The sequence below is a fragment of the Enterobacter sp. Cy-643 genome (genome assembly GCF_011752815.1).
GTDB lineage: Bacteria > Pseudomonadota > Gammaproteobacteria > Enterobacterales > Enterobacteriaceae > Cedecea.
Genome location: NZ_VWWV01000002.1, coordinates 42,123 through 64,625, shown reverse-complemented (window position 1 = coordinate 64,625; position 22,503 = coordinate 42,123). Strand labels below are relative to the sequence as shown.

Annotated in this window: 22 protein-coding genes and 1 pseudogene; 10 read left to right on the top strand and 13 right to left on the bottom strand. The window is 55.4% G+C overall.

Annotation, left to right across the window (positions count from 1 at the left end; genetic code table 11):
• Nucleotides 1–48: 48 nt before the first annotated feature.
• A pseudogene (locus F3J29_RS08580) lies at nucleotides 49–450 on the top strand (IS3 family transposase); the annotation flags it as partial.
• A gap of 221 nt (nucleotides 451–671) precedes the next feature.
• Here F3J29_RS08580 and F3J29_RS08575 read toward each other — a convergent pair.
• On the bottom strand, nucleotides 672–1,364 hold the full coding sequence (locus F3J29_RS08575; protein ID WP_166865201.1) for a hypothetical protein: 693 nt from the start codon (nucleotides 1,362–1,364) through the stop codon (nucleotides 672–674).
• Between the two features lie 532 nt (nucleotides 1,365–1,896).
• On the opposite strand from F3J29_RS08575, the gene F3J29_RS08570 reads away from it, so the two are divergent.
• Nucleotides 1,897–2,643: a MipA/OmpV family protein gene (locus F3J29_RS08570; RefSeq protein WP_166865198.1), complete on the top strand. Its 747-nt coding sequence runs from the start codon at nucleotides 1,897–1,899 to the stop codon at nucleotides 2,641–2,643.
• A gap of 98 nt (nucleotides 2,644–2,741) precedes the next feature.
• On the opposite strand, the gene F3J29_RS08565 is transcribed toward F3J29_RS08570, so the two are convergent.
• Nucleotides 2,742–3,632, bottom strand: coding sequence for a D-hexose-6-phosphate mutarotase (locus F3J29_RS08565; RefSeq protein WP_166865195.1), 891 nt, complete (start codon nucleotides 3,630–3,632; stop codon nucleotides 2,742–2,744).
• An 83-nt stretch (nucleotides 3,633–3,715) separates the two neighbouring features.
• Nucleotides 3,716–4,711: a glyceraldehyde-3-phosphate dehydrogenase gene (gene gapA, locus F3J29_RS08560; RefSeq protein WP_008456666.1), complete on the bottom strand. Its 996-nt coding sequence runs from the start codon at nucleotides 4,709–4,711 to the stop codon at nucleotides 3,716–3,718.
• 344 nt (nucleotides 4,712–5,055) lie between these two features.
• Here gapA and msrB point away from each other — a divergent pair, with 344 nt between their 5' ends.
• Nucleotides 5,056–5,469 carry a peptide-methionine (R)-S-oxide reductase MsrB gene (gene msrB, locus F3J29_RS08555; protein WP_008456665.1) on the top strand — a complete coding sequence of 138 codons (414 nt, stop codon included), beginning with the start codon at nucleotides 5,056–5,058 and terminating at the stop codon, nucleotides 5,467–5,469.
• Between the two features lie 39 nt (nucleotides 5,470–5,508).
• The gene (locus F3J29_RS08550) at nucleotides 5,509–5,790 is read left to right on the top strand and encodes a YeaC family protein (protein ID WP_008456664.1); all 282 of its coding nucleotides are present in this window, start codon (nucleotides 5,509–5,511) and stop codon (nucleotides 5,788–5,790) included.
• Nucleotides 5,791–5,835: 45 nt separating this feature from the next.
• Here F3J29_RS08550 and chiD read toward each other — a convergent pair whose 3' ends face one another.
• The 4 genes from chiD to sppA form a co-directional block, all read right to left on the bottom strand.
• A complete protein-coding gene (chiD, locus tag F3J29_RS08545) occupies nucleotides 5,836–7,110 on the bottom strand; it encodes a chitinase ChiD (protein ID WP_166865192.1) in 1,275 nt (424 codons plus the stop codon).
• 204 nt (nucleotides 7,111–7,314) lie between these two features.
• Complete coding sequence (gene pncA / locus F3J29_RS08540; RefSeq protein WP_166865189.1) at nucleotides 7,315–7,950, bottom strand: bifunctional nicotinamidase/pyrazinamidase; 636 nt, start codon at nucleotides 7,948–7,950, stop codon at nucleotides 7,315–7,317.
• 9 nt (nucleotides 7,951–7,959) lie between these two features.
• Entirely contained in the window at nucleotides 7,960–8,976 is a 1,017-nt protein-coding gene (gene ansA / locus F3J29_RS08535) for an asparaginase (protein ID WP_166865186.1), read from the bottom strand.
• Nucleotides 8,977–9,073: 97 nt separating this feature from the next.
• The gene (sppA, locus tag F3J29_RS08530) at nucleotides 9,074–10,924 is read right to left on the bottom strand and encodes a signal peptide peptidase SppA (RefSeq protein WP_166865183.1); all 1,851 of its coding nucleotides are present in this window, start codon (nucleotides 10,922–10,924) and stop codon (nucleotides 9,074–9,076) included.
• Between the two features lie 231 nt (nucleotides 10,925–11,155).
• On the opposite strand from sppA, the gene F3J29_RS08525 reads away from it, so the two are divergent.
• A complete protein-coding gene (locus F3J29_RS08525; RefSeq protein ID WP_166865180.1) occupies nucleotides 11,156–11,707 on the top strand; it encodes an NAD(P)H nitroreductase in 552 nt (183 codons plus the stop codon).
• Nucleotides 11,708–11,753: 46 nt separating this feature from the next.
• On the opposite strand, the gene phoC is transcribed toward F3J29_RS08525, so the two are convergent.
• Nucleotides 11,754–12,503 carry an acid phosphatase PhoC gene (phoC, locus tag F3J29_RS08520; RefSeq protein ID WP_166865177.1) on the bottom strand — a complete coding sequence of 250 codons (750 nt, stop codon included), beginning with the start codon at nucleotides 12,501–12,503 and terminating at the stop codon, nucleotides 11,754–11,756.
• A gap of 230 nt (nucleotides 12,504–12,733) precedes the next feature.
• Here phoC and selD point away from each other — a divergent pair, with 230 nt between their 5' ends.
• The 3 genes from selD to F3J29_RS08505 are packed head-to-tail and all read left to right on the top strand — an operon-like array spanning nucleotide 12,734 to nucleotide 15,974.
• Nucleotides 12,734–13,774 (top strand): selenide, water dikinase SelD, encoded by a 1,041-nt coding sequence (selD, locus tag F3J29_RS08515; protein WP_166865174.1) that lies wholly within the window; start codon nucleotides 12,734–12,736, stop codon nucleotides 13,772–13,774.
• Nucleotides 13,775–13,777: 3 nt separating this feature from the next.
• The gene (locus F3J29_RS08510) at nucleotides 13,778–15,772 is read left to right on the top strand and encodes a DNA topoisomerase III (protein ID WP_166865171.1); all 1,995 of its coding nucleotides are present in this window, start codon (nucleotides 13,778–13,780) and stop codon (nucleotides 15,770–15,772) included.
• Entirely contained in the window at nucleotides 15,690–15,974 is a 285-nt protein-coding gene (locus F3J29_RS08505) for a YnjH family protein (protein WP_502706560.1), read from the top strand. Before F3J29_RS08510 ends, F3J29_RS08505 begins: the two co-directional genes overlap by 83 nt.
• Here F3J29_RS08505 and F3J29_RS08500 read toward each other — a convergent pair.
• Nucleotides 15,940–16,350: a pyrimidine (deoxy)nucleoside triphosphate diphosphatase gene (locus tag F3J29_RS08500; protein ID WP_166865168.1), complete on the bottom strand. Its 411-nt coding sequence runs from the start codon at nucleotides 16,348–16,350 to the stop codon at nucleotides 15,940–15,942. The genes F3J29_RS08505 and F3J29_RS08500 overlap by 35 nt on opposite strands.
• Before the next feature lie 79 nt (nucleotides 16,351–16,429).
• On the opposite strand from F3J29_RS08500, the gene F3J29_RS08495 reads away from it, so the two are divergent.
• Together F3J29_RS08495 and F3J29_RS08490 are read left to right on the top strand one after the other, a co-directional pair.
• A complete protein-coding gene (locus tag F3J29_RS08495; RefSeq protein WP_166866625.1) occupies nucleotides 16,430–16,987 on the top strand; it encodes a carboxymuconolactone decarboxylase family protein in 558 nt (185 codons plus the stop codon).
• Nucleotides 16,988–17,614, top strand: coding sequence for a CDP-alcohol phosphatidyltransferase family protein (locus F3J29_RS08490; protein WP_166865165.1), 627 nt, complete (start codon nucleotides 16,988–16,990; stop codon nucleotides 17,612–17,614).
• A 124-nt stretch (nucleotides 17,615–17,738) separates the two neighbouring features.
• Here the strand turns inward: F3J29_RS08490 and F3J29_RS08485 are convergent, their stop codons facing one another.
• The 4 genes from F3J29_RS08485 to F3J29_RS08470 all read right to left on the bottom strand — a co-directional run bounded on the left by F3J29_RS08485 (nucleotide 17,739) and on the right by F3J29_RS08470 (nucleotide 22,464).
• The gene (locus tag F3J29_RS08485) at nucleotides 17,739–19,028 is read right to left on the bottom strand and encodes a sulfurtransferase (protein WP_166865163.1); all 1,290 of its coding nucleotides are present in this window, start codon (nucleotides 19,026–19,028) and stop codon (nucleotides 17,739–17,741) included.
• Between the two features lie 84 nt (nucleotides 19,029–19,112).
• Entirely contained in the window at nucleotides 19,113–19,736 is a 624-nt protein-coding gene (locus F3J29_RS08480) for an ATP-binding cassette domain-containing protein (protein WP_166865159.1), read from the bottom strand.
• Nucleotides 19,736–21,310, bottom strand: a complete 1,575-nt coding sequence (locus F3J29_RS08475) for an ABC transporter permease (RefSeq protein WP_166865157.1) — start codon at nucleotides 21,308–21,310, stop codon at nucleotides 19,736–19,738. Before F3J29_RS08475 ends, F3J29_RS08480 begins: the two co-directional genes overlap by 1 nt.
• Entirely contained in the window at nucleotides 21,307–22,464 is a 1,158-nt protein-coding gene (locus F3J29_RS08470) for an ABC transporter substrate-binding protein (RefSeq protein WP_166866623.1), read from the bottom strand. Before F3J29_RS08470 ends, F3J29_RS08475 begins: the two co-directional genes overlap by 4 nt.
• Nucleotides 22,465–22,503 lie beyond the last annotated feature (39 nt).

Below are 22,503 nucleotides of genomic sequence, written 5' to 3'. Positions count from 1 at the left end.
TAAGCAACCGCATTCTCACCACCACCAGGTAGATCTGAGACTGACGGGATGCTTACAGTATGGCGGCGTAATGCGAAAAGACCGGTGCTGGTTCACTCGGACCAGGGCAGTCAGTACACAAGCCATGAGTGGCAGTCGCTCCTGAAATCACACGGCCTGGAAGGGAGTATGCGCCGTCGCGGTAACTGTCACGATAACGCGGTTGCAGAAAGCTTTTTCCAGTTACTGAAACGCGAGCGGATAAAGAAAAAGATTTACGGAACGCGGGAAGAAGCCCGCAGCGATATTTTTGATTACATCGAAATGTTTTATAACCGTAAGCGTCGGCATGGTTCGAGCAATCAGATGCTACCGACAGAATATGAAAACCAGTATTATCAACGGCTCGTATCCGTGGCGATTCAAGCAACCTCAATCATACAGCCATTCACCAGCCTCACGCTCAATTGATGGGTAGGTTTGTTTAAGGTATGGAGTGAATCAACGCTTCTTCTTAAAGATACGATCGCTGACAATAAAAGAAACTATTAGGAAAATAATCGTTGTTATATGAGCATAATCTTCCCAATAATTTGCCGCAACAATGAAAAAAAGTACTGAAATACCAATAGGTAAATAGATTCTAAAAATTAACCTATGTAAATCATTCCAAAATACGTTAAAAAATTTTTTCATCGTGTAATCCTAATAATATCAGAAGCTATATCCTGATCGGTCTTCTGGTACTGGCTGAAAATATCAATCCTATTAATAACCTGTTCAATAATGAAGTATAACATTTCAATATCACGACTATAAAGATCATTGTAATAGCGTGAATGCTTATACCGCAGCCTTTCGGCGGCCTGAGACGCAAGTTGCACATAGCCATAAGCTCCCATAATAGCAACTCCCCTGGTAGTCCATGACGTTAAAGCTCCCTCAACTGATACCTTTATCCCGATGCTTGTAGCAGCCAGGGCAGACACAGAGTAAGCGATTGACAGCCGTGTTAATGCTGAAGATGTAACGAACGTACCAGACATAGCCAGGATTCGAGTGATATTACGAATCCGTTGATCTGAGAGATTTTCAAACATATAGTTAATATATATTTCAAGCATCTCTCTAATAATATCATTGTGCTTTATTAGTGTGAAAATTGCCTTTCCAAATCTAACATCTTCTTTCTTGAGCCTTGAGCAAACGTCTAGATAGTTATCAAAAAAACATGATGAGTACCATGTCATTCGAGTAAAACCACTATTAATGAGTTGTGCTTGTTTAAATGCTTCTTTCTTAACACCAATAAGGCTTTTCTCAAGAATACTTGCTAAGTATTTTTCTGCTTCGATCTTATTAAGAATTAGAGTGTTATAGCTCATATTATCCCTTTTTTGGTCTGTCCGTCGCTGTATGCGTGGTGGGGAAAATGCCACCTAACCGCCATTAGCTTAATAGACAATACTGCCCATTTCAATTTCTCATCCAACCACTCTCAACGAATCAGATTAAACCATCATTACGATAAAAATAACTAATTGGTTTGATGATTTTTATTGATGGATAATCAAGGGATTAAGAATAAAAAGGACTAAAAATATTAAAGAAAGTTCTACTTGCAGCAATGCTCGCAGTATCTCTCAGTAGCTGCTCTACATCGTTCATGGATAGGGCGGTGGTTGGTACTGTAGATTTCAATGACATATCAATAACTCATCCTAAAAATTTCGTATTTGAGATAAGCGACAGTGTTTGCTTTCATCTGGCTGACATAAAGCTGAAAAGCCGCCGTCATCTGATTGCGGGAAGCTAAAAAGTTGGTTGAAGGTTGTGACTAAGTAAATTATTTGGGATGGGAGCCAAGGGCGGTTACACTTCCTGCGCTGATTATTTGATTAAAGGACTGAAAGGATTGTGACCAAATTCAAAATTCTCGCATTAGGCGTACTGTTAGCCTCTTCCGTTACCGCTGCGCACGCAGAGGGCCCATGGTCTGTCGGTGCGGGGGCGCTGGTTTCGCCAAACCCTTACAAAGGTGACCAGAACCGCGTCTATCCGGCGCCTCTGCTGGGCTATGAAGGTGACAATTTCTACTTCCGCGGGTTTAACGCGGGTTACTACTTGTGGAATGACCAGGCCGATAAGCTGTCCGTCACCGCCTATTATTCGCCGCTGCATTTCAGGCCGAAAGACAGCAACTACGACAGCATGCGCGCGCTGGACTACCGCCATTCTACCGTGATGGCGGGCCTGTCCTGGGTGCATAACACCGACTATGGCTTCCTGCGTACCGTGCTGGCCGGGGATATCCTGAACAACAGCAACGGCATCACCTGGGATACCGCCTGGCTGTACCGCTACAACGCGGATAGCCTGACGGTCACGCCGGGGATTGGTGTCGTGTGGGACAGCAAGAATCAAAACGACTACTACTATGGCGTGAGCGGCAAGGAGTCTAACCGCAGCGGCCTGAACGAGTACGACGCGGGTAACAGCTGGTCACCGTACGTTGAGCTGTCCGTTAACTACAAGCTGAACGCGGACTGGAACGTGTTCGGTATGGGCCGCTATATGCGTTTGTCCAAAGAAGTGACCGACAGCCCAATGGTCGACAGCAACTGGACCGGTGTGCTGCTGACGGGCGTGAACTACAGCTTCTAATGGGTGCAATCAGTGCACTAAAACGGGGCGCTTGCGCCCCGTTTGCTTTTTAATGGGGCAGAGGTTGGCGGCCTTTGCCCTAAGCGGGTGAAAATCGCTTAGCCTTTCTTCGCCACGCTGATGGTCTGGCTCAGACGGGTAGGTTTCTCCGCGCTGGCTTTCTGTTTTTTCGACGCACAGGCGGTTTCCACGCAGACGAAGGTCTTGTAGCCGTCGTCCGGCATATCGCCCATCGAAACGGACAGCGCCGGGCCAGGGTTCCAGCCCACCACGTTGAAATGATGATGATGAACCACGTTCAGGGTGCGCTTCAGCTGGCTGGCATCATGAATAACGCTGCACTCTTCCGGCTCCAGATAGAGACGATCGGTGCGGTCAGGGAAGGTTTGTACGCCGTCCGCCAGTTGACCCGCTGCTTCGTTCAGCACTTTGTCGATATACGGCTTACCCAGACCGCTGACTTTTACATCCGCGATGTCGCCGACGTTGAAGTAGGTGTGCAGGGCAGAGGTGGTTTCGAACTCACCGTGCGCTTCCAGCTCGATTTCACAGGTTTTGCCTAGCTTGAAGCGGGCATACAGCGTGAATTCATGCGGCCACAGTTTCAGCGTCTCGGCATTGTTATGCAGCTCAAAGGTTAGCACCACGCCGTTGGCGTCTTCATTGTGCGCGCTCAGCGTCCACGGCTGGTTGCGGGCAAAACCGTGCGCCGGCAGGCCTGACTGTTCCGCCGGGCCAAACCATGGCCAGCAAATCGGCACGCCGCCGCGCAGCGCTTTGCCTCTATGGAACGGGGTGATGTCGCTCAGCCAGAGCACTTCATCTTCGCCTGCGGGCTGCCAGGAGAGCAGATGTGCGCCCTGAAGCGCGAAAGATGCCCGCACCTGCGGGTGATCAACGACGATGATGTCCAGCTCATCGTTGACGCGGCGGGTAAGGGCAGGGGTAATTTGTTCGACGACCGGAAGTGCAAAAATTTTATTAATCATTTCTTTTTTCCTTAGTCCTGGTGATTTGAGGCAAAAAAAAGAGCGACCGAAGTCGCCCTTTAGGATCAGGTTCTCATCTCAACTTATTTGGAGATGTGAGCGATCAGATCCAGTACTTTGTTGGAGTAGCCAGTTTCGTTGTCGTACCAGGAAACCAGTTTCACAAAGTTGTCGTTCAGTGCGATACCAGCTTTAGCATCGAACACGGAAGTCAGTACTTCGCCGTTGAAGTCGGTAGAAACTACGTCATCTTCGGTGTAGCCCAGAACGCCTTTCATTGCGCCTTCGGAAGCAGCTTTGATTGCTTTCTTAATTTCTTCGTAAGAAGCAGCTTTTTCCAGACGAACGGTCAGGTCAACAACGGACACGTTAGGGGTAGGAACGCGGAACGCCATACCAGTCAGTTTGCCTTTCAGCTCTGGCAGTACAACGCCTACAGCTTTAGCAGCACCGGTAGAAGAAGGGATGATGTTCTGAGCTGCGCCGCGGCCGCCGCGCCAGTCTTTGTGGGACGGGCCATCAACAGTTTTCTGAGTTGCGGTGGTTGCGTGAACGGTGGTCATCAGGCCTTCAACGATACCGAAGTTGTCGTTGATAACTTTAGCCAGCGGTGCCAGGCAGTTGGTGGTGCAGGATGCGTTGGAAACGATGTCCTGGCCTGCGTATTTTTCGAAGTTAGCACCGCGAACGAACATTGGAGTGTTGTCTTTGGAAGGACCAGTCAGAACAACTTTTTTCGCGCCAGCAGTGATGTGCTTACGAGCGGTTTCGTCAGTCAGGAACAGACCCGTTGCTTCAGCAACAACGTCAACGTTCACTTCGTTCCACTTCAGGTTAGCCGGGTCACGTTCTGCGGTAACACGGATAGTTTTACCGTTAACAACCAGGTTGCCGTCTTTAACTTCTACAGTACCGTTGAAACGACCGTGAGTTGAGTCGTACTTCAGCATGTAAGCCATATAGTCAGCGTCTAACAGGTCGTTGATTGCAACGATTTCGATGTCAGAACGTTCCTGAGCAGCACGGAAAACGATACGGCCGATACGACCAAAACCGTTGATACCTACTTTGATAGTCATAGTATTCCACCAGCTATTTTTTAGTGAATAAAAGGTTGGCTGTAAAATTACAAAAACCTTACGCAGCGTCAAGCGGAATCGTGTCAATCATTGCGACAAATCAATCCTGTGACCAGGGTTTGTACGACTGAACGCCTCACGCTTCCTTTTGGGCTTGAATCCAAATGGGGACGATGCGGGGGATTTTAAACGCCAGTCCCAACAATAATGTGATTCACGTCACGCTTTGTGCCGTGCCAGAATTTCAGGGCTAAGTTTAGAACAAAAAGCAGCACGGCGTTGTTAATTTTTTGTTAGAATGGCGCCGTGAGCTGTCCCAATTGAACTGACCGAGACGTACACCTATGTCTAATCAATTACCCCCTGATTCAAATAAGAAAAACCTCAGCGAAATGCAATACTACGTGACCCAGAAGCACGGCACTGAACCGCCGTATTCAGGGCGTTTACTGCATAATAAGCGTGACGGGATTTATCACTGCCTGGTGTGTGAGGCCCCGCTGTTTCTTTCGGAAACAAAATACGACTCAGGCTGCGGCTGGCCAAGCTTCTACGAGCCTGTCAGCCCCGATGCCATCCGCTATCTGACCGATAATTCCCACGGCATGGAACGCGTTGAGATCCGCTGCGGCAGCTGCGACGCGCACCTGGGCCATGTGTTCCCGGATGGCCCGCAGCCGACCGGGGAGCGGTATTGCGTTAACTCGGCCTCGCTGAGCTTCACCGACGGGCAAAATGGTGAGCAGGTTGAGGGTTGAAGAATCGATTCAGCTAATTATTCTGCGACGGGGTGCCCAATGAGCAATCTGGATGAGATGTTAAGCGTGATGACGCCGGAAATTTATCAGCGCCTGGCGACCGCGGTCGAACTGGGAAAGTGGCCTGATGGCGTGGCGCTGACCCAGGAGCAAAAAGACAACAGCCTCCAGTTGGTGATGCTGTGGCAGGCGCGCCACAACACGGAGGCGCAGCACATGACTATCGACACCAATGGCCAGATGGTGATGAAGAGCAAGCAGCAGCTGAAAGCGGAGTTCGGCATCGAGCCGGCGCCGTTTGTGACGATGAAGCTGCAATAAAAAAGGGAGGCGAAATAGCCTCCCTTCGTTTTTCTGCGTTAACCGCTATTTAGCGTGATCGATGCCCAGCGACTCGGCGAGCTGCTTCGCCAGCTGGTTGTTGTCATCTGCGCCGTATTCCCAGAACATCGCGCCGCCCAGTCCCTTCTCTTTGATGTACTCGGCTTTGATTTTCACCGAACGCGGATTCTCGTAGGAAATGGCGAACAGCGGTTTACCTTCAGCAGACTTCAGCGTCAGGTAAGGTACCTTCGCGTCGTCATCCCACTCTTCGGTAAATCGCTTCTGCGGATCGTTCAGCATTTTCTTCACCAGGTCGTTGTATTTGACGTAAGTGTCTTTCGTCAGATCCACGCCCAGCGCGGTTTTAAACAGCGCCAGCTCGCGCTCGCCGAAGTAGGGCTGTGTTACCGGATTCTTCTGCGCATCAGGTTTTGACCAGTCAATGCCAGGCTCTACGGCGCGCTTAGGTACCCGGCCATAGAAGCCAATGCCCAGGTTCATCTGCGCTGGTTTCAGCCCGGCTGCGAGATAGTTATTTACCACGAAATCAGCGCTGTACTTGTCAGCTTCGGCCACGGTCGGCCATTTTTTCGAATCATAGAGATTCGAGTTGAAGTACTGCGTGCCGTACGCCATGTCGTAGGTCATCAGGTTGATGTAGTTCAGCACCGGCGCAATGGCTTTTACATCAACCCAGCTTTTCGGGCTTTCGGCATTGGCCCCGACGGCAATGGTAACCAGCTTTTTATCGCCCACGGCTTTACGCAGCTCTTTTAGCAGGGCGGTGAAATTATCGCGGTCAGCTTCCAGCTTATCCACCAGACCCCACGCGCCGTTTACCGGGAACTCCCAATCGAGGTCGATCCCGTCCAGGCCGTATTTGTCCATCACTTCCTGCACGGAGCGGATAAACACCGCGCGATTTTCAGGCGTTGCTGCCGCGGCAGAAAAACCACGAGCACCCCAGCCGCCAACGGACAGCAGGATTTTCAGCTGTGGATTCTGTTTCCGCAGGGCCGGCAGAGTTTCAAGATCGGAGATAACCTTCGGGGAAAGATAGATTTGATGCAGCTTTGACGCGTCTTTCAGCGCGTCGTTGGTTTCGCCTTTCTCGTCGTTATAAATCAGGCCAAAGGAGTAATTGAGGTGGGTAATCTGGCGAACATCGAGCTTATTGATATCCCCCCCGGGACCGGCAGTGACGTCGCCGCCGCCGTTGAAGTAACCCACAGAAAGCAAAGATTCAGCCTGTGCAACGCCGCTGCAGGCGAGCGTCACCGCGGCCACCAGCGGTAACATTTTACGTGTGAATGACATAATGATTCCTCTTTGACGGGCACAACATAAAAGCTCCCCGGCCACGCTTAACAGACGAAAACGGCGGAAAGCGAAATCAGCTAACGTGCTGAATAAATTCACTGAATATGATTATGAGAGCGCTCCCAGGCTAGGGCGAGCAAAAAAAGCGTAGAGTGTGAGCGGAATCGATACAAAAGTGCGGGGCGGGGGCCGCCCCTACAATTATTGGCAGGTAAAATCGGCGAAAGTCATCAACGTTGCGCCTTCAACCGCCATCTCCTGGAATGCTTCCAGGCTACTCTGAGGCCGCAGGTTCACGCCGCGACAGCCATCGGTGATAACGGTCACTTCATAACCCAGCTCCAGCGCGTCCAGCACGGTAAATTTCACGCAGAAATCCGTTGCCAGCCCCAACACCACCAGGCTGCGAATATCGTGCTCGCGCAGCCAGGCATCCAGCTCGGTTTGCTGCCGGTGGCCGTTATCGAAAAACGCGCTGTAGCTGTCGATAGCCGGATTTTGGCCTTTATAGACTATCTTATCGACACCGGAAGCCTTCAGCAGTGGGTGAAGTTTCGCCCCTTCGCTGTTCTGAATGCAGTGATCGGGCCACCAGGTTTGCGCCAGACCGTCGAGAACGCCCTCAGAAAACGGTTCAGTGCCTTGCGTACTGGCGAAACTCCCATGCTTTGCCGGGTGCCAGTCTTGAGTTGCGATCACGCTTTCACTTCGGGCGTTGAACAGCTCGATAAGCTGGTTAGCGACCTCAACGGTGCTGTCACCGTCCGTAACGGCGAGCGTGCCGCCGGCACAAAAATCGTTCTGCAAATCAATCAACAGCAAAGCACGGTGCGCCATTGGCGTTCCTTATTCGTCGGGGGTGAGTTCACCACGCAGGTTTTGCGACATGGCATCACGGATCGCCTGGGCATCCAGGCCCTGGCTTAGCAGATAGTGAAGCTTGGTTAACGTCGCTTCCACCGTCATATCAAAGCCGCTGATTACGCCTGCCTGCGCCAGCGCGTTGCCGGTCGCATAGCCGCCCATGTTCACTTTGCCGGACATACACTGCGTGAGGTTAACCACCACGATGCCGCGCGCGCTGGCTTCCTGCAACTCTTTAATGAACGCGCCCTGCTGCGGGGCATTTCCTACGCCGTAAGAACGCAGGATCAGCGCCTTCACCGGCTGGCGCAGGAAGTTGCCCACGACGTCGGCAGAAATGCCTGGATAGATGGTGACCACGCCAATCGGCTGCGGCGTGATCGGGTGAACAATCAGTTCGCCTTCACCGTGCGGAGCCGGCGGCGTGTTCAGCTTACGGATGTGGATCCCGGCTTCCAGCAGCGGCGCAAGGTTAGGGGAGGCAAAGGCATCAAAGCCGTCGGCATGGGCCTTGGTGGTGCGGTTCCCGCGATAGAGACGATTGTTGAAGAACAGCGTCACTTCGTTGATCGGGTAGTTGGCCGCCACGTACAGCGAATTGAGCAGGTTGATTTGCCCGTCAGAACGCAGCTCCGCCAGCGGGATCTGTGAACCCGTGACGATCACCGGCTTGCTGAGGTTTTCCAGCATGAACGAGAGCGCCGAGGCGGTAAACGCCATGGTGTCCGTGCCGTGCAGGATCACGAAGCCGTCATACTCGTCGTAGTGGGCTTTGATGTCGTCGGCAATGTGCTGCCAGTCTTCGGGCGTCATGTCCGAGGAGTCCATCAGCGGCTCGTATTCGTGGATCGTGAAGTCCGGCATTTCAGGGCGGTGGAATTCAGGCATCAGCGCCAGCTGGCGCTGGAGGTGGCCGGAAACGGGAATGTAGCCGTGTTCAGAACGCTGCATCCCGATGGTACCGCCGGTGTAGGCAACGTAGATAGATTTCTTTGGCATAGTTTTGCTCGAGGCTTTCGATATTTGCGGCAGAGTATAGAGAGGATGACGGAAAAAAAAAGCCCGGTTTAACCGGGCTTTGATTCATTTGAGTAAATTAACGCACATCGCCGCAGGTGAGGCAGAAGGCGTAACGGTTTTGCGGATCGTTCATGGTACCGAACTTATCGTTCTGGGCTTTAACCGCCAGCGCGGCATCGGCCAGCGGGGCTGGCAGATAAGCCTGAATAGCCTGCGGCAGCGCGGCGCGCACCGAGCCGGTCATGGCGTTAAAGACCATGTCGGTGAAGGTGGCGTCATCCTGCCAGAATGCCAGGTGCCAGCTTTTCAGCTTAGCCAGTTCCGCTGCTTTGGCGACGGCATCGTCAAAATCACCCAGGCTGTCCACTAGGCCGTTGGCTTTGGCGTCTTCCCCGGTCCAGACGTGGCCCTGAGCAATCTGATCGATTTGCTCCGGCGTTTTCTTACGAGAAGCGGCCACCAGGCCAATAAAGCGCTTGTAGCCATTGTCGATGCTGAGCTGCATCATTTGCTGAACTTCAGGCGGCAGCTTCTTGGTTACGGCCACGTCGGCCAGCGGAGACGTTGACACACCGTCGGTATGCACGCCAATCGCATCGAGGGTGTTTTCTACGGTGTTAATGACGCCGAAAATACCAATCGAGCCGGTCAGGGTGCTTGGGTTGGCAATGATGTAGTTCGCCGGGGTGGATATCCAGTACCCGCCGGATGCCGCCATGCCGCCCATTGAAACCACAACTGGCTTCCCGGCGTCACGTGCAGCGACAAGCTCTTCACGGATGGTTTCGGACGCAGTGACGCTCCCGCCAGGGCTGTTCACGCGGAAGACGATGGCTTTCACCTTCGGATCCAGACGCGCTTCGCGGATCTGCATGGCCGTGGTGTCGCCGCCGACCTGGCCTGGGGTTTCTTCTCCGTCCATGATCGCGCCGTTGGCGAAGATCACCGCGATGGCGTCACCTTGCTCAGACGGTTTTTTCACGGTGTAGTCGTAAATACTGGTGTAGCTAAAGTCTTTGTTGGCTTTGCTCCAGCCGAACTGCTTCACCAGCGCTTTGTCTACAACAGCACTGCTCGCCAGCTCGTCCACCAGCTTGTTGTCCAGCGCATATTTAGCGGTATCGCCACCCAGTTTTTGCAGGTTATCCAGCAGCGCCTGAGCGCCGGGGAAAGCCTGCTGAGCGGTGATCTGGCGGTTTGCCGCGATGGTGTTCAGGTAATTTTGCCACAACTCGCCAATCCAGCGGCTGTCCGCATCGCGCGCGGCAGGGGACATATCGTCGCGGATATACGGCTCAACCGCTGATTTATAGGTACCGACGCGGAAGACGTGCGTTGAAACCTTCAGCTTATCCAGCAGGGTTTTGTAATACAGCGCGTTGGTGGCAAACCCGTGCAGGTCCACCATGCCCTGCGGCGAGAGCCAGATTTTATTGGCAAAGCTTGCCAGGTAGTACTGACTCTGGTTGTAGCTGTCGCCCATGGCATAAACCGGTTTGCCGCCGTCGCGGAACTCGCGCAGGGCTTTACCGATGTACTGCATCGAAGGCTGGTCAGCCCCGGCGAAATCTTTCAGATCCAGCACGATGCCGGTGATGTTGCGGTCATCTTTCGCCTGGCGAATGGCGTCGACGATATCAAACAGGGAGTTTTCCTGCAGGCGGTCAGAGCTGGCGCCCACCAGCTGGCGGCCAATCACGCCCAGCTTATTGCTGACCGAAGGTTTGTCCACTACCACGCCGGTGATATCCAGCAGCAGCGCCCCGCGCGCGGGTTCTGCAGGCGTGCTTTTTACCTGCATCCAGATGCCGACTCCGACCAGGATCAGCAGGATAAGGAACAAGTTGAGAATAAATTCCCGAATAAAATTAAGCAGACGCCAGGTCCACTTAAAAAAGCCGCTAATAAATCGCCCAATGGTGCGCATGTTTTCTCCATAACCTTCAACAGGGGTATTACCCGCACGCCGCAATGAAGCTGGCTAAAGCGGCGAAAGTAAAGGCTATCCTAAAGAGAGGGCGAGGAAATGTCAGCAGGAAATCGGGGCGGCGCTGTAACAAAAACTACGGCTGTGTTAATTTTGTGAATGAAAATCATTTAACAGACTGGGGCAACCTCCGCGCTTTGCCAGTCATTTCATGTCAGTAAGGGGCTTTAAATGGATGCACTTGAACTTTTGATTAACCGCCGTAGCGCCTCCCGCCTGGCCGAGCCGGCTCCGGCGGGTGAAGTGCTGGAAAATATTCTGCGTGCCGGGATGCGCGCGCCGGACCACGGTACGCTCCAGCCGTGGCGCTTCATTGTTATTGAAGGGGAAGGGCGCGAGCGCTTTGCTCAGCTTTTAGAGAAAGCAGCCCTTGCGGCGGGCATGGATGAAAAAAGCGTTGAAAAGGCGCGTACATCGCCGTTCCGCGCCCCGCAAATTATTGCGGTGGTCGCGCATTGCGAGACTAACCATAAAGTACCGGTGTGGGAGCAGGTGGTTTCCGCAGGCTGTGCGGTGATGGCGATGCAAATGGCGGCAGTGGCCCAGGGCTTTAACGGCATCTGGCGCAGCGGCGCGTGGACTGAGAATGACATGGTTCGCGAAGGACTGGGCGGCCGCGAGCAGGACAAAGTCGTGGGCTTCCTCTACCTCGGCACGCCGCAATTGAAAGCGTCGACGACCATCAGCACCCCGGACACGTCAGCGTTCGTGTCTCACTTCTGATTGCGCGTTATCCTGCCGGGCATCTACCCGGCAGGGATTTCACGCCTTACTTCTTCTGCTGTTTCGCAAACTCGTCTTTCGCTTTCTGCAGCTGCTGCTGGAAGGCGGCGTTGGTATGCAGCGTGGCCACTACGGCAGATCCCACGACGCGAGCGGCATCAATATCACTCTGCCAGTGGTAACCGCAAATCACCCGGCTTTGCCCCAGCTCAAATCCGCGTTTCAGGATCTCGTTCTGGCGCTGCGGGTTAATTTCAGCCAGCACCAGCGCCGTGGCCCAGCCAATTGAGGTATGCCCGGAAGGATAAGAGCCATTTTTCGACAGCTTATCCTGCTCTTTGGTATTACAGGTCGGCACGCCGTAGAAGGCAAACGGGCGGATGCGCATGTACTTTTCTTTTGCGCCGCGCGTGGCGAGGTCACCGGCATCCTCAATCATGTTGGTCAGCAGCTTGTGCAGTTCCGGCGCATCTTTTTCGGTAATTGGCGAGCCAAACGCGCCGGAGAAAGCGTTAGCCACGCCGCCACCGCTCAGGTTGGCATCTTCTTCGGCCAGCTTGCCGCGTTCGGTGGCGCGCAGCAGGCGGCCTTTCTCATACATCGCCTGATCGTTCAGGAACGCAATGCTGCCGATTTCCGGCGGCGGTGGCAGCAGCGCCAGGCTGTCAATGGCCTGGGCGTTGGTCAGGTAATAGAGGTCGGGCTTGGTGGTGGCATCATTTCCCGGAGGTGCAAGGGCAAAAGCCGCAGAGGAAAACAGGCTGGCAATACAGAAAGCAATTACGCGTTTTTTCATTGTTATTCCTTACATGCGTGGGTTGTCCAGATAGTTGTCTCAATGGTTGTAACATTACTGTCATATTTGAGTAAAAGAGCGCATCGGCAAAATGCGGCCTGGCTTCAAAAAACTTCCGCTTTGCCTGCTTAGTGAGCAACGGCACGCGATTTAGGACTGCCAGACTTACCACCAGGGCGTTTGAGCGCTACCATATTGGGTACAGAATTTGGCAAAGAAAGGAAAAGTCCATGAAGCAAACCGTTCGTTTGACCCAGTACAGCCACGGCGCAGGATGCGGCTGCAAAATTTCCCCGAAGGTGCTGGAAACCATCCTGCACAGCGAGCAGGCGAAGTTTGTCGATCCTAATCTGCTGGTGGGGAACGAAACTCGCGACGACGCGGCGGTTTACGACCTGGGCAACGGCACCGGTATCATTAGCACCACCGACTTCTTCATGCCTATCGTGGACGATCCCTTCGACTTTGGCCGTATCGCGGCGACCAACGCCATCAGCGACATCTATGCGATGGGCGGGAAACCGATTATGGCGATCGCCATTCTTGGCTGGCCGATTAATACGCTGGCGCCCGAAATTGCCCGTGAAGTGATCGAAGGCGGGCGTTTTGTCTGCCAGCAGGCGGGGATTTCGCTGGCCGGCGGCCACTCGATTGACGCCCCTGAGCCCATTTTTGGCCTCGCGGTGACCGGCGTCGTGCCTACCGAGCGAGTGAAGAAAAACAGCTCTGCTGAAGCCGGCTGTAAGCTGTATCTGACTAAACCGCTGGGCATTGGCGTATTGACCACCGCCGAGAAAAAATCCCTGCTGCTGCCAGAGCACAAAGGCCTGGCGGCAGAAACCATGTGTCAGTTGAATAACGTCGGTGCAGAATTTGCCGATATTGCGGGCGTGACCGCGATGACCGACGTAACCGGTTTTGGCCTGATGGGCCACCTGAGCGAAATGTGTGAGGGCGCAGGCGTTCAGGCAGAAGTGTGGTACGAATGTGTGCCAAAACTCCCGGGCGTGGAAAGCTACATCGAGCAGGGCTGCGTGCCCGGCGGAACTTCCCGCAACTTCGCCAGCTACGGCCAACTCATTGGTGAGATGCCTGAAGCATGGCGTAACCTGCTGTGCGACCCACAAACTTCCGGCGGCCTGCTGCTGGCCGTTCGCGCTGATGCGGAAGCCGAAGTTTTCGCGGCTGCAGAGCGGAACGGCATTAAGCTCAGCGCTATCGGGGAACTGAAAGAGGCGCGCGCTGGCCGCCCAATGATCGAGATCCGTTAATTCATGCGGCTGTTTATTGCGGAAAAACCAAGCCTTGCGCGAGCCATTGCCGACGTGCTGCCCAAGCCTCATCGTCGCGGCGATGGGTTTATCGAATGCGGCAACGGCCAGGTGGTGACCTGGTGCATTGGCCACCTGCTGGAGCAGGCGCAGCCGGACGCCTACGACGGGCGATATGCCCGCTGGAACCTCGCTGACTTGCCCATCGTGCCGGAAAAATGGCAGCTCCAGCCTCGTCCCTCCGTGACTAAACAGCTCAACGCGATTAAAAAGCTGCTGACTCAGGCAACCGAAGTGGTTCACGCCGGTGACCCCGATCGCGAAGGGCAGTTGCTGGTGGATGAAGTTTTGGACTATCTCCAGCTGGCACCTGAAAAGCGCCAGCAGGTACAGCGCTGCCTGATCAACGACCTTAACCCGCAGGCCGTGGAGCGAGCGATTTCCCGCCTGCGCGCCAACAGCGAGTTTATTCCGCTTTGCGTTTCGGCGCTGGCCCGCGCCCGTGCCGACTGGCTCTACGGGATTAACATGACTCGCGCCTATACCATTCTTGGGCGCAATGCGGGCTACCAGGGCGTGCTGTCCGTGGGCCGCGTACAGACGCCGGTGCTGGGTCTGGTCGTGCGCCGCGATGAAGAGATCGAAAACTTTGTCGCCAAAGATTATTACGAAGTAAAAGCCCACATCGTGACGCCAGCGGACGAGCGTTTTGTGGCGGTGTGGCAGCCGAGCGAATCCTGTGAACCCCATCAGGATGAGGAAGGGCGCTTGCTGAACCGCAAGCTGGCAGAACACGTTGTGGCGCGTATCAACGGCCATCCGGCGCTGGTCACCGCCTATAACGATAAGCGGGAATCGGAAACCGCGCCGCTGCCGTTTTCGCTCTCGAGCCTGCAAATCGAAGCGGCGAAACGCTTTGGGCTGAGCGCCCAGAACGTGCTGGATATTTGCCAGAAGCTATACGAAACCCACAAATTGATCACCTACCCGCGTTCCGATTGCCGCTATCTGCCCGAAGAGCACTTCGCCGGGCGGCATGCGGTGATGAACGCCATCAGCGTGCATCAGCCGGATTTACTGCCGCAGCCTGCGGTGGATGCCGATCTGCGTAACCGCTGCTGGGACGATAAAAAAGTGGATGCCCACCACGCGATTATTCCCACCGCGCGCAGCTCTGCAATCTCATTAAGTGAAAATGAGGCTAAAGTTTATGGCCTGATCGCCCGTCAATACTTAATGCAGTTCTGTGCCGACGCCGTCTTCCGCAAATGCACCATCGATCTGGATATCGCCGGAGGCAAATTCATCGCCAAAGCGCGTTTCCTGGCCGAAGCGGGCTGGCGGGCGCTGCTGGGCAGTAAAGAGCGTGACGAAGAGAACGACGGCACGCCGCTGCCGGTGGTGGCGAAAGGGGACGAACTGCTGTGCGAGCATGGCGAAGTGGTTGAACGGCAAACTCAGCCGCCGCGCCACTTTACCGATGCGACACTATTGTCAGCGATGACCGGGATTGCGCGCTTTGTGCAGGATAAAGATCTGAAAAAAATCCTGCGCGCCACGGACGGATTAGGCACCGAGGCGACAAGAGCCGGGATCATCGAGCTGTTATTCAAACGCGCTTTCCTGGTCAAGAAAGGGCGCTATATTCATTCTACGGAAGCCGGTCGCGCGCTGATCCACTCGCTGCCGGAACTGGCCGCCAGGCCGGACATGACCGCGCACTGGGAATCAACGCTGACGCAAATCAGCGAAAAGCAGTGCCGCTATCAGGACTTTATGCAGCCGCTGGTGCAAACGCTTTATGAGCTGATTCATCAGGCGCGAACCACGCCGGTGCGCCATGCATTTAAGGGCATCAAAGCCCAGGATGACGGAAAAAAAGCAAAACGTTGGATCAAAAAAGAGGGAAGTGATGATGCCAGTAAAAAGCCTGCTCGCCGCCGTCGTGGGGCTAATGATGAGTCTGCCAGCGATGGCGGTTCAGCCCCGTCAGCCTGACGTTGACGTGGTGATCCCGCCGCAAGTGTTCACCAACAGCAATCAGCCGCAGACGCCGCCCTGCAACCAGTGCTGTATTTATGAAAATAAAAACTATTCCGAAGGGGCGGTGGTGAAAACGGAAGGCATTTTGCTGCAGTGTCAGCGCGATGACAAAGTCTTAGGGACTAATCCGCTTGTCTGGCGCCGCGTGAAGCCATAAACGCTTGCAGCAGCGGGATATCCGCCGGAGCGAGGGCATAATCAAGCGCTTCCGGCGGTGCACACCAGGCAAGTTCGCTGTGGCAGTGTGCGATGGGTTCGCCGCAAAAGGTCTCAACATGCCAGGCGTGCAGATGAATCATTCTCCCGCTCACTTCGCGCTGATGGCTGGCCACATAGCCGCTAATTTGTGCGACGATCTCCAACTCTTCCAGTAGCTCCCGCGCCAGCGCTTCGGGCTGTGTTTCCCCCCTTTCTACTTTCCCACCTGGAAATTCCCACAGACCCGGCTGGTCGCCACTTTCAGGGCGCCGGGCGAGCAGGATTTTGCCTTCGCGTTCGATAATAGCCGCGACAACATCAAGGTTTTTTAACATGGGTGTCCATTCTCTGTGGGGCTGGCGTGGCATAATACCCGCCCTGACATGCCAGCAAAAGAGTAACCGAATGATGGAAATGAAAAGCGAGCCCTGGATTGCGCCCGTTAAAACGCTGCCCAAAAGCCTGCGCCCGATTGTGGCGATGCAGGAGAAACATTTTGGCTCGGTGCTGAATCCGACCCGCTGGTGGGGGCGACTGCCCTATTTATTCTGGCTGGTGGCGCTGTTCGTCGGCTTTCTGGAAAGGCGCAGGGCAAAAATCGATCCGGTGACGCGTTCGCTGGTGATGACCCGGGTATCGCAGCTGTGTAGCTGCGAGTTTTGTATCGACGCCAATAGCCTGCGTCTTGCAGAGCGAAGCCAGTCAATGGACAAAGTGCTGGCGGTGGCCAACTGGCAAAATGAGCCGATGTTTAGCGAGAAAGAGCGGGTCGCATTGGCCTATGCTGAAGCAATGACCGCCACGCCGCCGCAGGTAACAGACGAGTTAAAAAACAGACTTAAACAGCATTTCACCGACCAGGCGGGGACCGAACTTACCGCGCTGATTGCCTTCCAGAACCTTTCGGCTCGCTTTAACGCCGCGCTGGAAATCCCCTCCCAGGGGTTATGTCCGACGAAGGGAAAACGCTAGATGTTCGACAGCTATCTTCACCCGCGTATTAAACCCGTGCTTAATCGGCTGGCGGCCGTGCTCGATAAGCCCGCTATTACGCCGGACAGGTTGACGCTGGCAGGATTCGCGATTGGCGTGCTCACTTTGCCTTTTCTGGCACTGCAATGGTATGTCCCGGCACTGGTTGCCATTGTCTTTAACCGGCTGTTTGATGGCCTGGACGGCGCGCTGGCGAGACGCAGAGGGCTAACCGATGCCGGTGGCTTCCTCGATATTACGCTGGATTTTCTTTTTTATGCCCTTGTGCCGTTTGGCTTTATTCTCGCGGACCCGGCGCAAAATGCCCTCGCCGGCGGGTGGCTGCTGTTCTCGTTCATCGGCACCGGTAGCAGCTTTCTGGCGTTTGCTGCCCTGGCGCAGAAGCACGATATCGCGAATCCAGGCTACGCCCATAAATCGTTTTATTATCTGGGGGGACTGACGGAAGGTACCGAAACTCTGCTGCTGTTTGTGCTTGGCTGCCTGTTCCCAGGCTGGTTTGCCTGGCTGGCGTGGATCTTCGGTTCGCTGTGCTGGCTCACAACGTTCAACCGCATCTGGGGCGGGTATAAGACGTTAAAACGGCTTGATGACTCCGCAGATTAACCCCCTTTCCCCAGGGGGCGAGGAAGAAAACACTTCCGCTCTGGGAGAGAATACAGGTGCTATTTATCCCCTCTCCCCGTGGAGGAGAGGGTTAGGGTGAGGGGGGGAAGTCCTCAAGTCAGCATCAGTTCGGTTTACGCTCGCCGCTCACAACAGGATTTTTAGGGTCAGCGCTCCATTCGTACCAGCCGCCGTCATACAAACCGACATTCTTCCAGCCCATTGCCCGCGCGTACATCAGCGTTTCGGAAGCGCGCCATCCGGTTCCGCAGTAAAAAGCAACGTGCTGATCCGGCAAGATATTCCAGTTTTTCCACATTGCGGCGATGTCGTCCCCTGCACGCATGGTACCGTCCGGGTTATGGAAGTCTTCCATATGCGTGGAGTCAGAGCCCGCGTGGCCCCAGCGGGCGCCTGCAATCTCGCCTTTGGGCTTGATGTAGCTGTATCCGCTGGTGGTGCCGATAAATTCCGGCCAGGAACGAATGCTGACCAGAGAAGCATCTTTGCGGTGCAGCAGCGCCCGGGCCTGCTCCGTATCCAGCATCAGCTGAGGCTGACCGGGAATGGAGGCACCGAAGTCGGGCTCCGGCGTCGTTTTGTTGGGCAGGCCGCGTTCAACGGGCAGGTCAGCTGCGCTCCACGTGGCCCAGCCTCCGTCCAGGAGTCGGACGTCTTGCACGCCGGCGTACAGCATGATCGCCGCCACGCGCGCCGCCGCGTAGACATCACGCCCATACAAAATGACGGTCGTATTGTGCCGGATGCCGTGCTTCGCCAGCATGGTTTTCAGCTTGTCGTCGGACACTTTGTTCCACAGCGGCTCGCTCTCCACCTCTTCGGTGTTGATGTAGCCCGCGCCGGGAATATGGCTGAGCAGATATTTTTTCGGCGCCCCCCAGCCCGCTTCAATCACTTTCCACTCCCCGGCAGGCGCTGCGGTGATCGGTTTTTTATTCTGTAAATCATGGATCCATTGCGGGTACACCAGCTGCTCAAAATGCGCCAGCTTTTGCAGGCGGGAAGGATCTTGCAGGGCGTCGGTCAGCATTGCAATCTGCGTAAACCCCAGCTTTTCTAAGCGAGTTTTCACGGCCTGAGCGTCGCTACCATACAGCGCCATCAATCCGGTTTTGGTCAACTGATGCTGCTTCGCCCACGTTGAAAGCTGCTCATCGCTCATTAGCGCCAGCCAGGAGGCCGAGAGATTCAATGCGGCGGGTTCATGGCCGCCGCTGCCGTTTAAGGTCTGCGGCCAGCCGTTGTAAAACGCGCTTGGGCGAGTATCAATCACGATACCGTTTTCGGCTTTTACGCTGGAGAGGTTCATTTCAGTGAGCATCGCGGCGGCAAAGGTGGCATGGGACAGCCCGGCAAGCAGCAGGGCGGTGGTTAGCTGAGAAACACGTTTCATCTAATAACCTGAAGGATAGCAAAAGAGCCGCAAGTTTAGTCCCGGCTGGCACGAGCTTCTTTGCGATACCTCATGTTCGCTGGGCTAAAGCCGGATAATCTGGCCGTGGGCCGGCACATCCTGCTCATCGTGAGTGACCAGAACGACCGGCAGCCTGAGCCGTTTTGCTTTTTGCCAGACAAATTCCCGAAAGCCCTGGCGCAGCGGCAGATCGAGTCGGGAAAAGGGTTCGTCGAGTAATAAGGCCTCAGGTTCAGCCAGCAGGGCGCGCAGGACGCTGACGCGGGCTCGTTCTCCGCCGGAGAGCGTAGCCGGATCCCGGCGGGCATAGTTTGCCAGCCCGGCGCTTTCCAGTGCCTCCGAGACAACACGCTGCCGCCGCGAGCGCCCAACGACGGAGGCGGGAATCGCCATCAACAGATTTTGCCCAACGTTGAGGTGAGGAAATAGCAGCGCATCCTGGAATAAAATGCCGATTCGGCGCTGTTCGACGGGCAGAGAAGTCAGGCTGCGCTGGTTAAGCCGCAGCGTGCCCTGGGCGCTAAATTCTGGGGCTAAATCACCGATCATCCAGTTCAGGAACGTTGATTTACCCACGCCGGAGGGTCCCATCAACGTAACAATTTCCCCCGGCACAACGTTAAAGCTGATATCCGCCAGCAGCGGTTCGCCGCTGCGGAAGAGGGAGCAATTTTGCACGCTGAGCATTAGCGCAATCCTTTTCGGTGGATGCCGGCCAGCTGGCTGGCCAGGACTGTGGCGATAAATAGGGCCATCGGCAGCAGCATTTGCAGCAATGCCTGAATGGCAAACTGCTGTGGATCGCCGCCGCTGCTGAGCGCCACGGCTTCCGTTGTGACGGTGCTAAACCGGCCCGCCCCGGCATAAAGCGTAGGTAAATATTGCGCGATGCTGACCGAAAAACCAACGGCCAGCGCCGCCAGTAAAGGCCGGACAAGCAGCGGGATCTGGATGAGGCAGAGAATTTTTCCCGGCGACCAGCCGAAAGTTTGCGCCGTCAGCGCCAGACGCGTGTCGATCCGGTGCCAGGCCGGGGACAGGATCAGCAGCGTATAAGGTACGACCCACAGCAAATGGCTCCAGATAATCGCGGCCCAGCTTCCTTCCATGTGCAGCCTGAGCAGGAGTTGATACTGCCCGGCGGCCAGCGGCAGCGCGGGCAGCAGCAGCGGCAAATACAGCCAGCGATCGTACCGGCGCGAGCAGCCTTTGAGCCACAATATTGTCACGACCGACGCGAGCAAAGCGCTAACAAGCCCGGCGACAAAACTTGTCCAGACAGGTGCCAGGCCAACCAGCTGCCAGCCGCTAAGCGTTAAACTTTCAGGCCATCGCGCCGGATAGAACCAGCCTTCAGCGAAGGACCAGGTCACAAGCATGGCGAGAGCCATAAAGCCTAACAGAGAAAGTGAAGTGCTGGCCACGGTGCCCGCGAAGGTAGGATTCAGGGCATATCGATTGCCTGAAAAACGCCCGATCCGCAGGTTAAACACTCCCCACGCTAACCGCCCGAAAACCATAAAACCGCCGAGAAAAAGCAGCAGTACGCAGGACGCCGCCAGACCCATATTTTGCCGAGAAATATCACTGTCCGTTAACCATTGCCAGGCCAGCACGGCAAAAGTAGGCGGGTTGGCGGGGCCAAGAATAAGCGCGGCGTCCACCACTGAAAGGCTGTATGCCGCCACCGCCACTAAAGCCCAGCCCAGGCGCGGCAGGAGCTGCGGCACAAGTACAAAAAGACGTGATTGTAGCTCGCCGTAGCCGAGCGTTCTGGCGAGCGTTATCTGCTGGCTCAGCCGCTGGTTTTGAAGCTGCGAGGCTGAGAACCACAGTAAGAACCAGGCTTCTTTTAGCGCCAGCATAAGGCCGAGGGTAATGCCGTAGTTATCCGGTGGCGGGGAAAGATTGAGAAGGCGCGCCAGCCAGCCGCTGTCGGAAAACAGAAAGAAAAAGCCGCTGGCGAGGGCGACGTGCGGCAGGGCAAGCAGCAGCGGCAGGCGCTGAAGATAGCGCTGCCAGCGTTCACCGGGATACAGGCCGCAGAGAACGATTAACGTCAGCAGCAGCGCACCGCTCACGCTGAGACTGGTTGAAACCAGCGTGGCAATTAACGCTTCCGGCCACTGCGGGTCCTGCCAGAGAGCAAGCCAGGTGTTGCCCTGGAGTAACGGCGGCGCTAACAGGGCAAGCCCCGGCAGCACCGGCACAAAAACCAGCGCCACAGCCAGTACTCCGGCAACGGTAAAGCGACGGCTCATCGCGATCCGTAACGTTTAAGCCAGGCTTGTTCCAGCGCGCTGACCCAGGCGGCGTGAGGTTCCGCCAGAAAAGGAACCGGACGCTGGCTTTTGGGCACCAGATCCTCAAGCTGCGCTTTTTGCTGTGGCGGCAGCGCGTTGCTGCTCAGCACGCTCGCGTCCCCCCAGACTGCCGGATCGGCTTTGCGGATTTGCGCTTCCGGCGACATCAGAAAATTAGCCACGATCTGCGATCCGGCTTTGGCGCTGCTGTTCGCCGGGATAGCGACGAAATGCACGTTGCCCAGCATGCCCGCGCTGAAGCCAAAGGACTCGGCCGACGGCTGGAGCTGGCGGCGGGCGATCAGATTGTCAACGTGCGCCGGATTGAAGGTTACAGACAGCAGCAGCTCGCCATCGGCCAGCATACGATCCATGCGCGCAGGCGTTGGCGGGAACGTTTTACCTTTGTGCCAAAGGAACGGATGAAGCTGGTCAAGATAATGCCAGAGCGGGGCGGTGACTTGCTCGAAGGTTGCAGGATCCGGGGCCGTTTTCAACGCGGCCGGTTTTTCGGTCAAGACAATCAAAAGCTGTTCAAGGAACGCCGTACCGGTGAAATCCGGCGGGCGAGGGTAGCTGAGCTTGCCGGGATGGGCTTTGGCGAAGGCCAACAGCTGTTCTGCATTTTGCGGGAAGGTCGGCGTGCGCTTCTTATCGCCGATGAACATCAGCTGGGCGCTTCCCCAGGGCGCTTCTGCCCCGTCAACCGGCACCGAGAAATCTTCCCGCACAGGCTTTTTCACGTCAACATATCGCCAGTTTGGCAGATTTTCGGCCCAGTTTTCGCTGAGCAACCCTGCCTGCTTGAGCACCCTAAAATTTTCGCCGTTGACCCAAAGCAGATCTACCGACCCGTTGGTTTGTCTGCCCGCTGCCGCTTCGCTTTGAATGCGCCTCACCGCATCGGCCGCGTCCGCCAGCTTCACCACTTTAAGCGTCACGCCGTAATGCGTTTTTACCTCACGGCTGGCCCAGTCCAGATAGTCGTTAACGGCCGGATCGCCGCCCCAGGCGTTGAAATAAACTGTCTGGCCGTTGGCCTGCTGGCGAATATTCTGCCAGGACTGAGGTTGGGCGACGGCGCTAAAGCCGATCATCGTCAGGGCAAACATCAGCGGCCGTATGCCAGGTATTAAGCGTTGCAAGAGAAA

What these genes read in the sequence shown, in the direction of transcription:
- msrB (WP_008456665.1), top strand. Translation starts at nt 5,056, where the DNA reads ATGTCTAATCAATTACCCCCTGATTCAAATAAGAAAAACCTCAGCGAA.
- F3J29_RS08475 (WP_166865157.1), bottom strand. Translation starts at nt 21,310, where the DNA reads ATGAGCCGTCGCTTTACCGTTGCCGGAGTACTGGCTGTGGCGCTGGTT.
- F3J29_RS08575 (WP_166865201.1), bottom strand. Translation starts at nt 1,364, where the DNA reads ATGAGCTATAACACTCTAATTCTTAATAAGATCGAAGCAGAAAAATAC.
- F3J29_RS08490 (WP_166865165.1), top strand. Translation starts at nt 16,988, where the DNA reads ATGTTCGACAGCTATCTTCACCCGCGTATTAAACCCGTGCTTAATCGG.
- F3J29_RS08500 (WP_166865168.1), bottom strand. Translation starts at nt 16,350, where the DNA reads ATGTTAAAAAACCTTGATGTTGTCGCGGCTATTATCGAACGCGAAGGC.
- F3J29_RS08505 (WP_502706560.1), top strand. Translation starts at nt 15,690, where the DNA reads ATGCCAGTAAAAAGCCTGCTCGCCGCCGTCGTGGGGCTAATGATGAGT.
- F3J29_RS08550 (WP_008456664.1), top strand. Translation starts at nt 5,509, where the DNA reads ATGAGCAATCTGGATGAGATGTTAAGCGTGATGACGCCGGAAATTTAT.
- phoC (WP_166865177.1), bottom strand. Translation starts at nt 12,503, where the DNA reads ATGAAAAAACGCGTAATTGCTTTCTGTATTGCCAGCCTGTTTTCCTCT.
- pncA (WP_166865189.1), bottom strand. Translation starts at nt 7,950, where the DNA reads ATGGCGCACCGTGCTTTGCTGTTGATTGATTTGCAGAACGATTTTTGT.
- gapA (WP_008456666.1), bottom strand. Translation starts at nt 4,711, where the DNA reads ATGACTATCAAAGTAGGTATCAACGGTTTTGGTCGTATCGGCCGTATC.
- F3J29_RS08510 (WP_166865171.1), top strand. Translation starts at nt 13,778, where the DNA reads ATGCGGCTGTTTATTGCGGAAAAACCAAGCCTTGCGCGAGCCATTGCC.
- F3J29_RS08480 (WP_166865159.1), bottom strand. Translation starts at nt 19,736, where the DNA reads ATGCTCAGCGTGCAAAATTGCTCCCTCTTCCGCAGCGGCGAACCGCTG.
- F3J29_RS08470 (WP_166866623.1), bottom strand. Translation starts at nt 22,464, where the DNA reads ATGTTTGCCCTGACGATGATCGGCTTTAGCGCCGTCGCCCAACCTCAG.
- ansA (WP_166865186.1), bottom strand. Translation starts at nt 8,976, where the DNA reads ATGCCAAAGAAATCTATCTACGTTGCCTACACCGGCGGTACCATCGGG.
- F3J29_RS08525 (WP_166865180.1), top strand. Translation starts at nt 11,156, where the DNA reads ATGGATGCACTTGAACTTTTGATTAACCGCCGTAGCGCCTCCCGCCTG.
- F3J29_RS08565 (WP_166865195.1), bottom strand. Translation starts at nt 3,632, where the DNA reads ATGATTAATAAAATTTTTGCACTTCCGGTCGTCGAACAAATTACCCCT.
- F3J29_RS08495 (WP_166866625.1), top strand. Translation starts at nt 16,430, where the DNA reads ATGAAAAGCGAGCCCTGGATTGCGCCCGTTAAAACGCTGCCCAAAAGC.
- F3J29_RS08485 (WP_166865163.1), bottom strand. Translation starts at nt 19,028, where the DNA reads ATGAAACGTGTTTCTCAGCTAACCACCGCCCTGCTGCTTGCCGGGCTG.
- selD (WP_166865174.1), top strand. Translation starts at nt 12,734, where the DNA reads ATGAAGCAAACCGTTCGTTTGACCCAGTACAGCCACGGCGCAGGATGC.
- chiD (WP_166865192.1), bottom strand. Translation starts at nt 7,110, where the DNA reads ATGTCATTCACACGTAAAATGTTACCGCTGGTGGCCGCGGTGACGCTC.
- sppA (WP_166865183.1), bottom strand. Translation starts at nt 10,924, where the DNA reads ATGCGCACCATTGGGCGATTTATTAGCGGCTTTTTTAAGTGGACCTGG.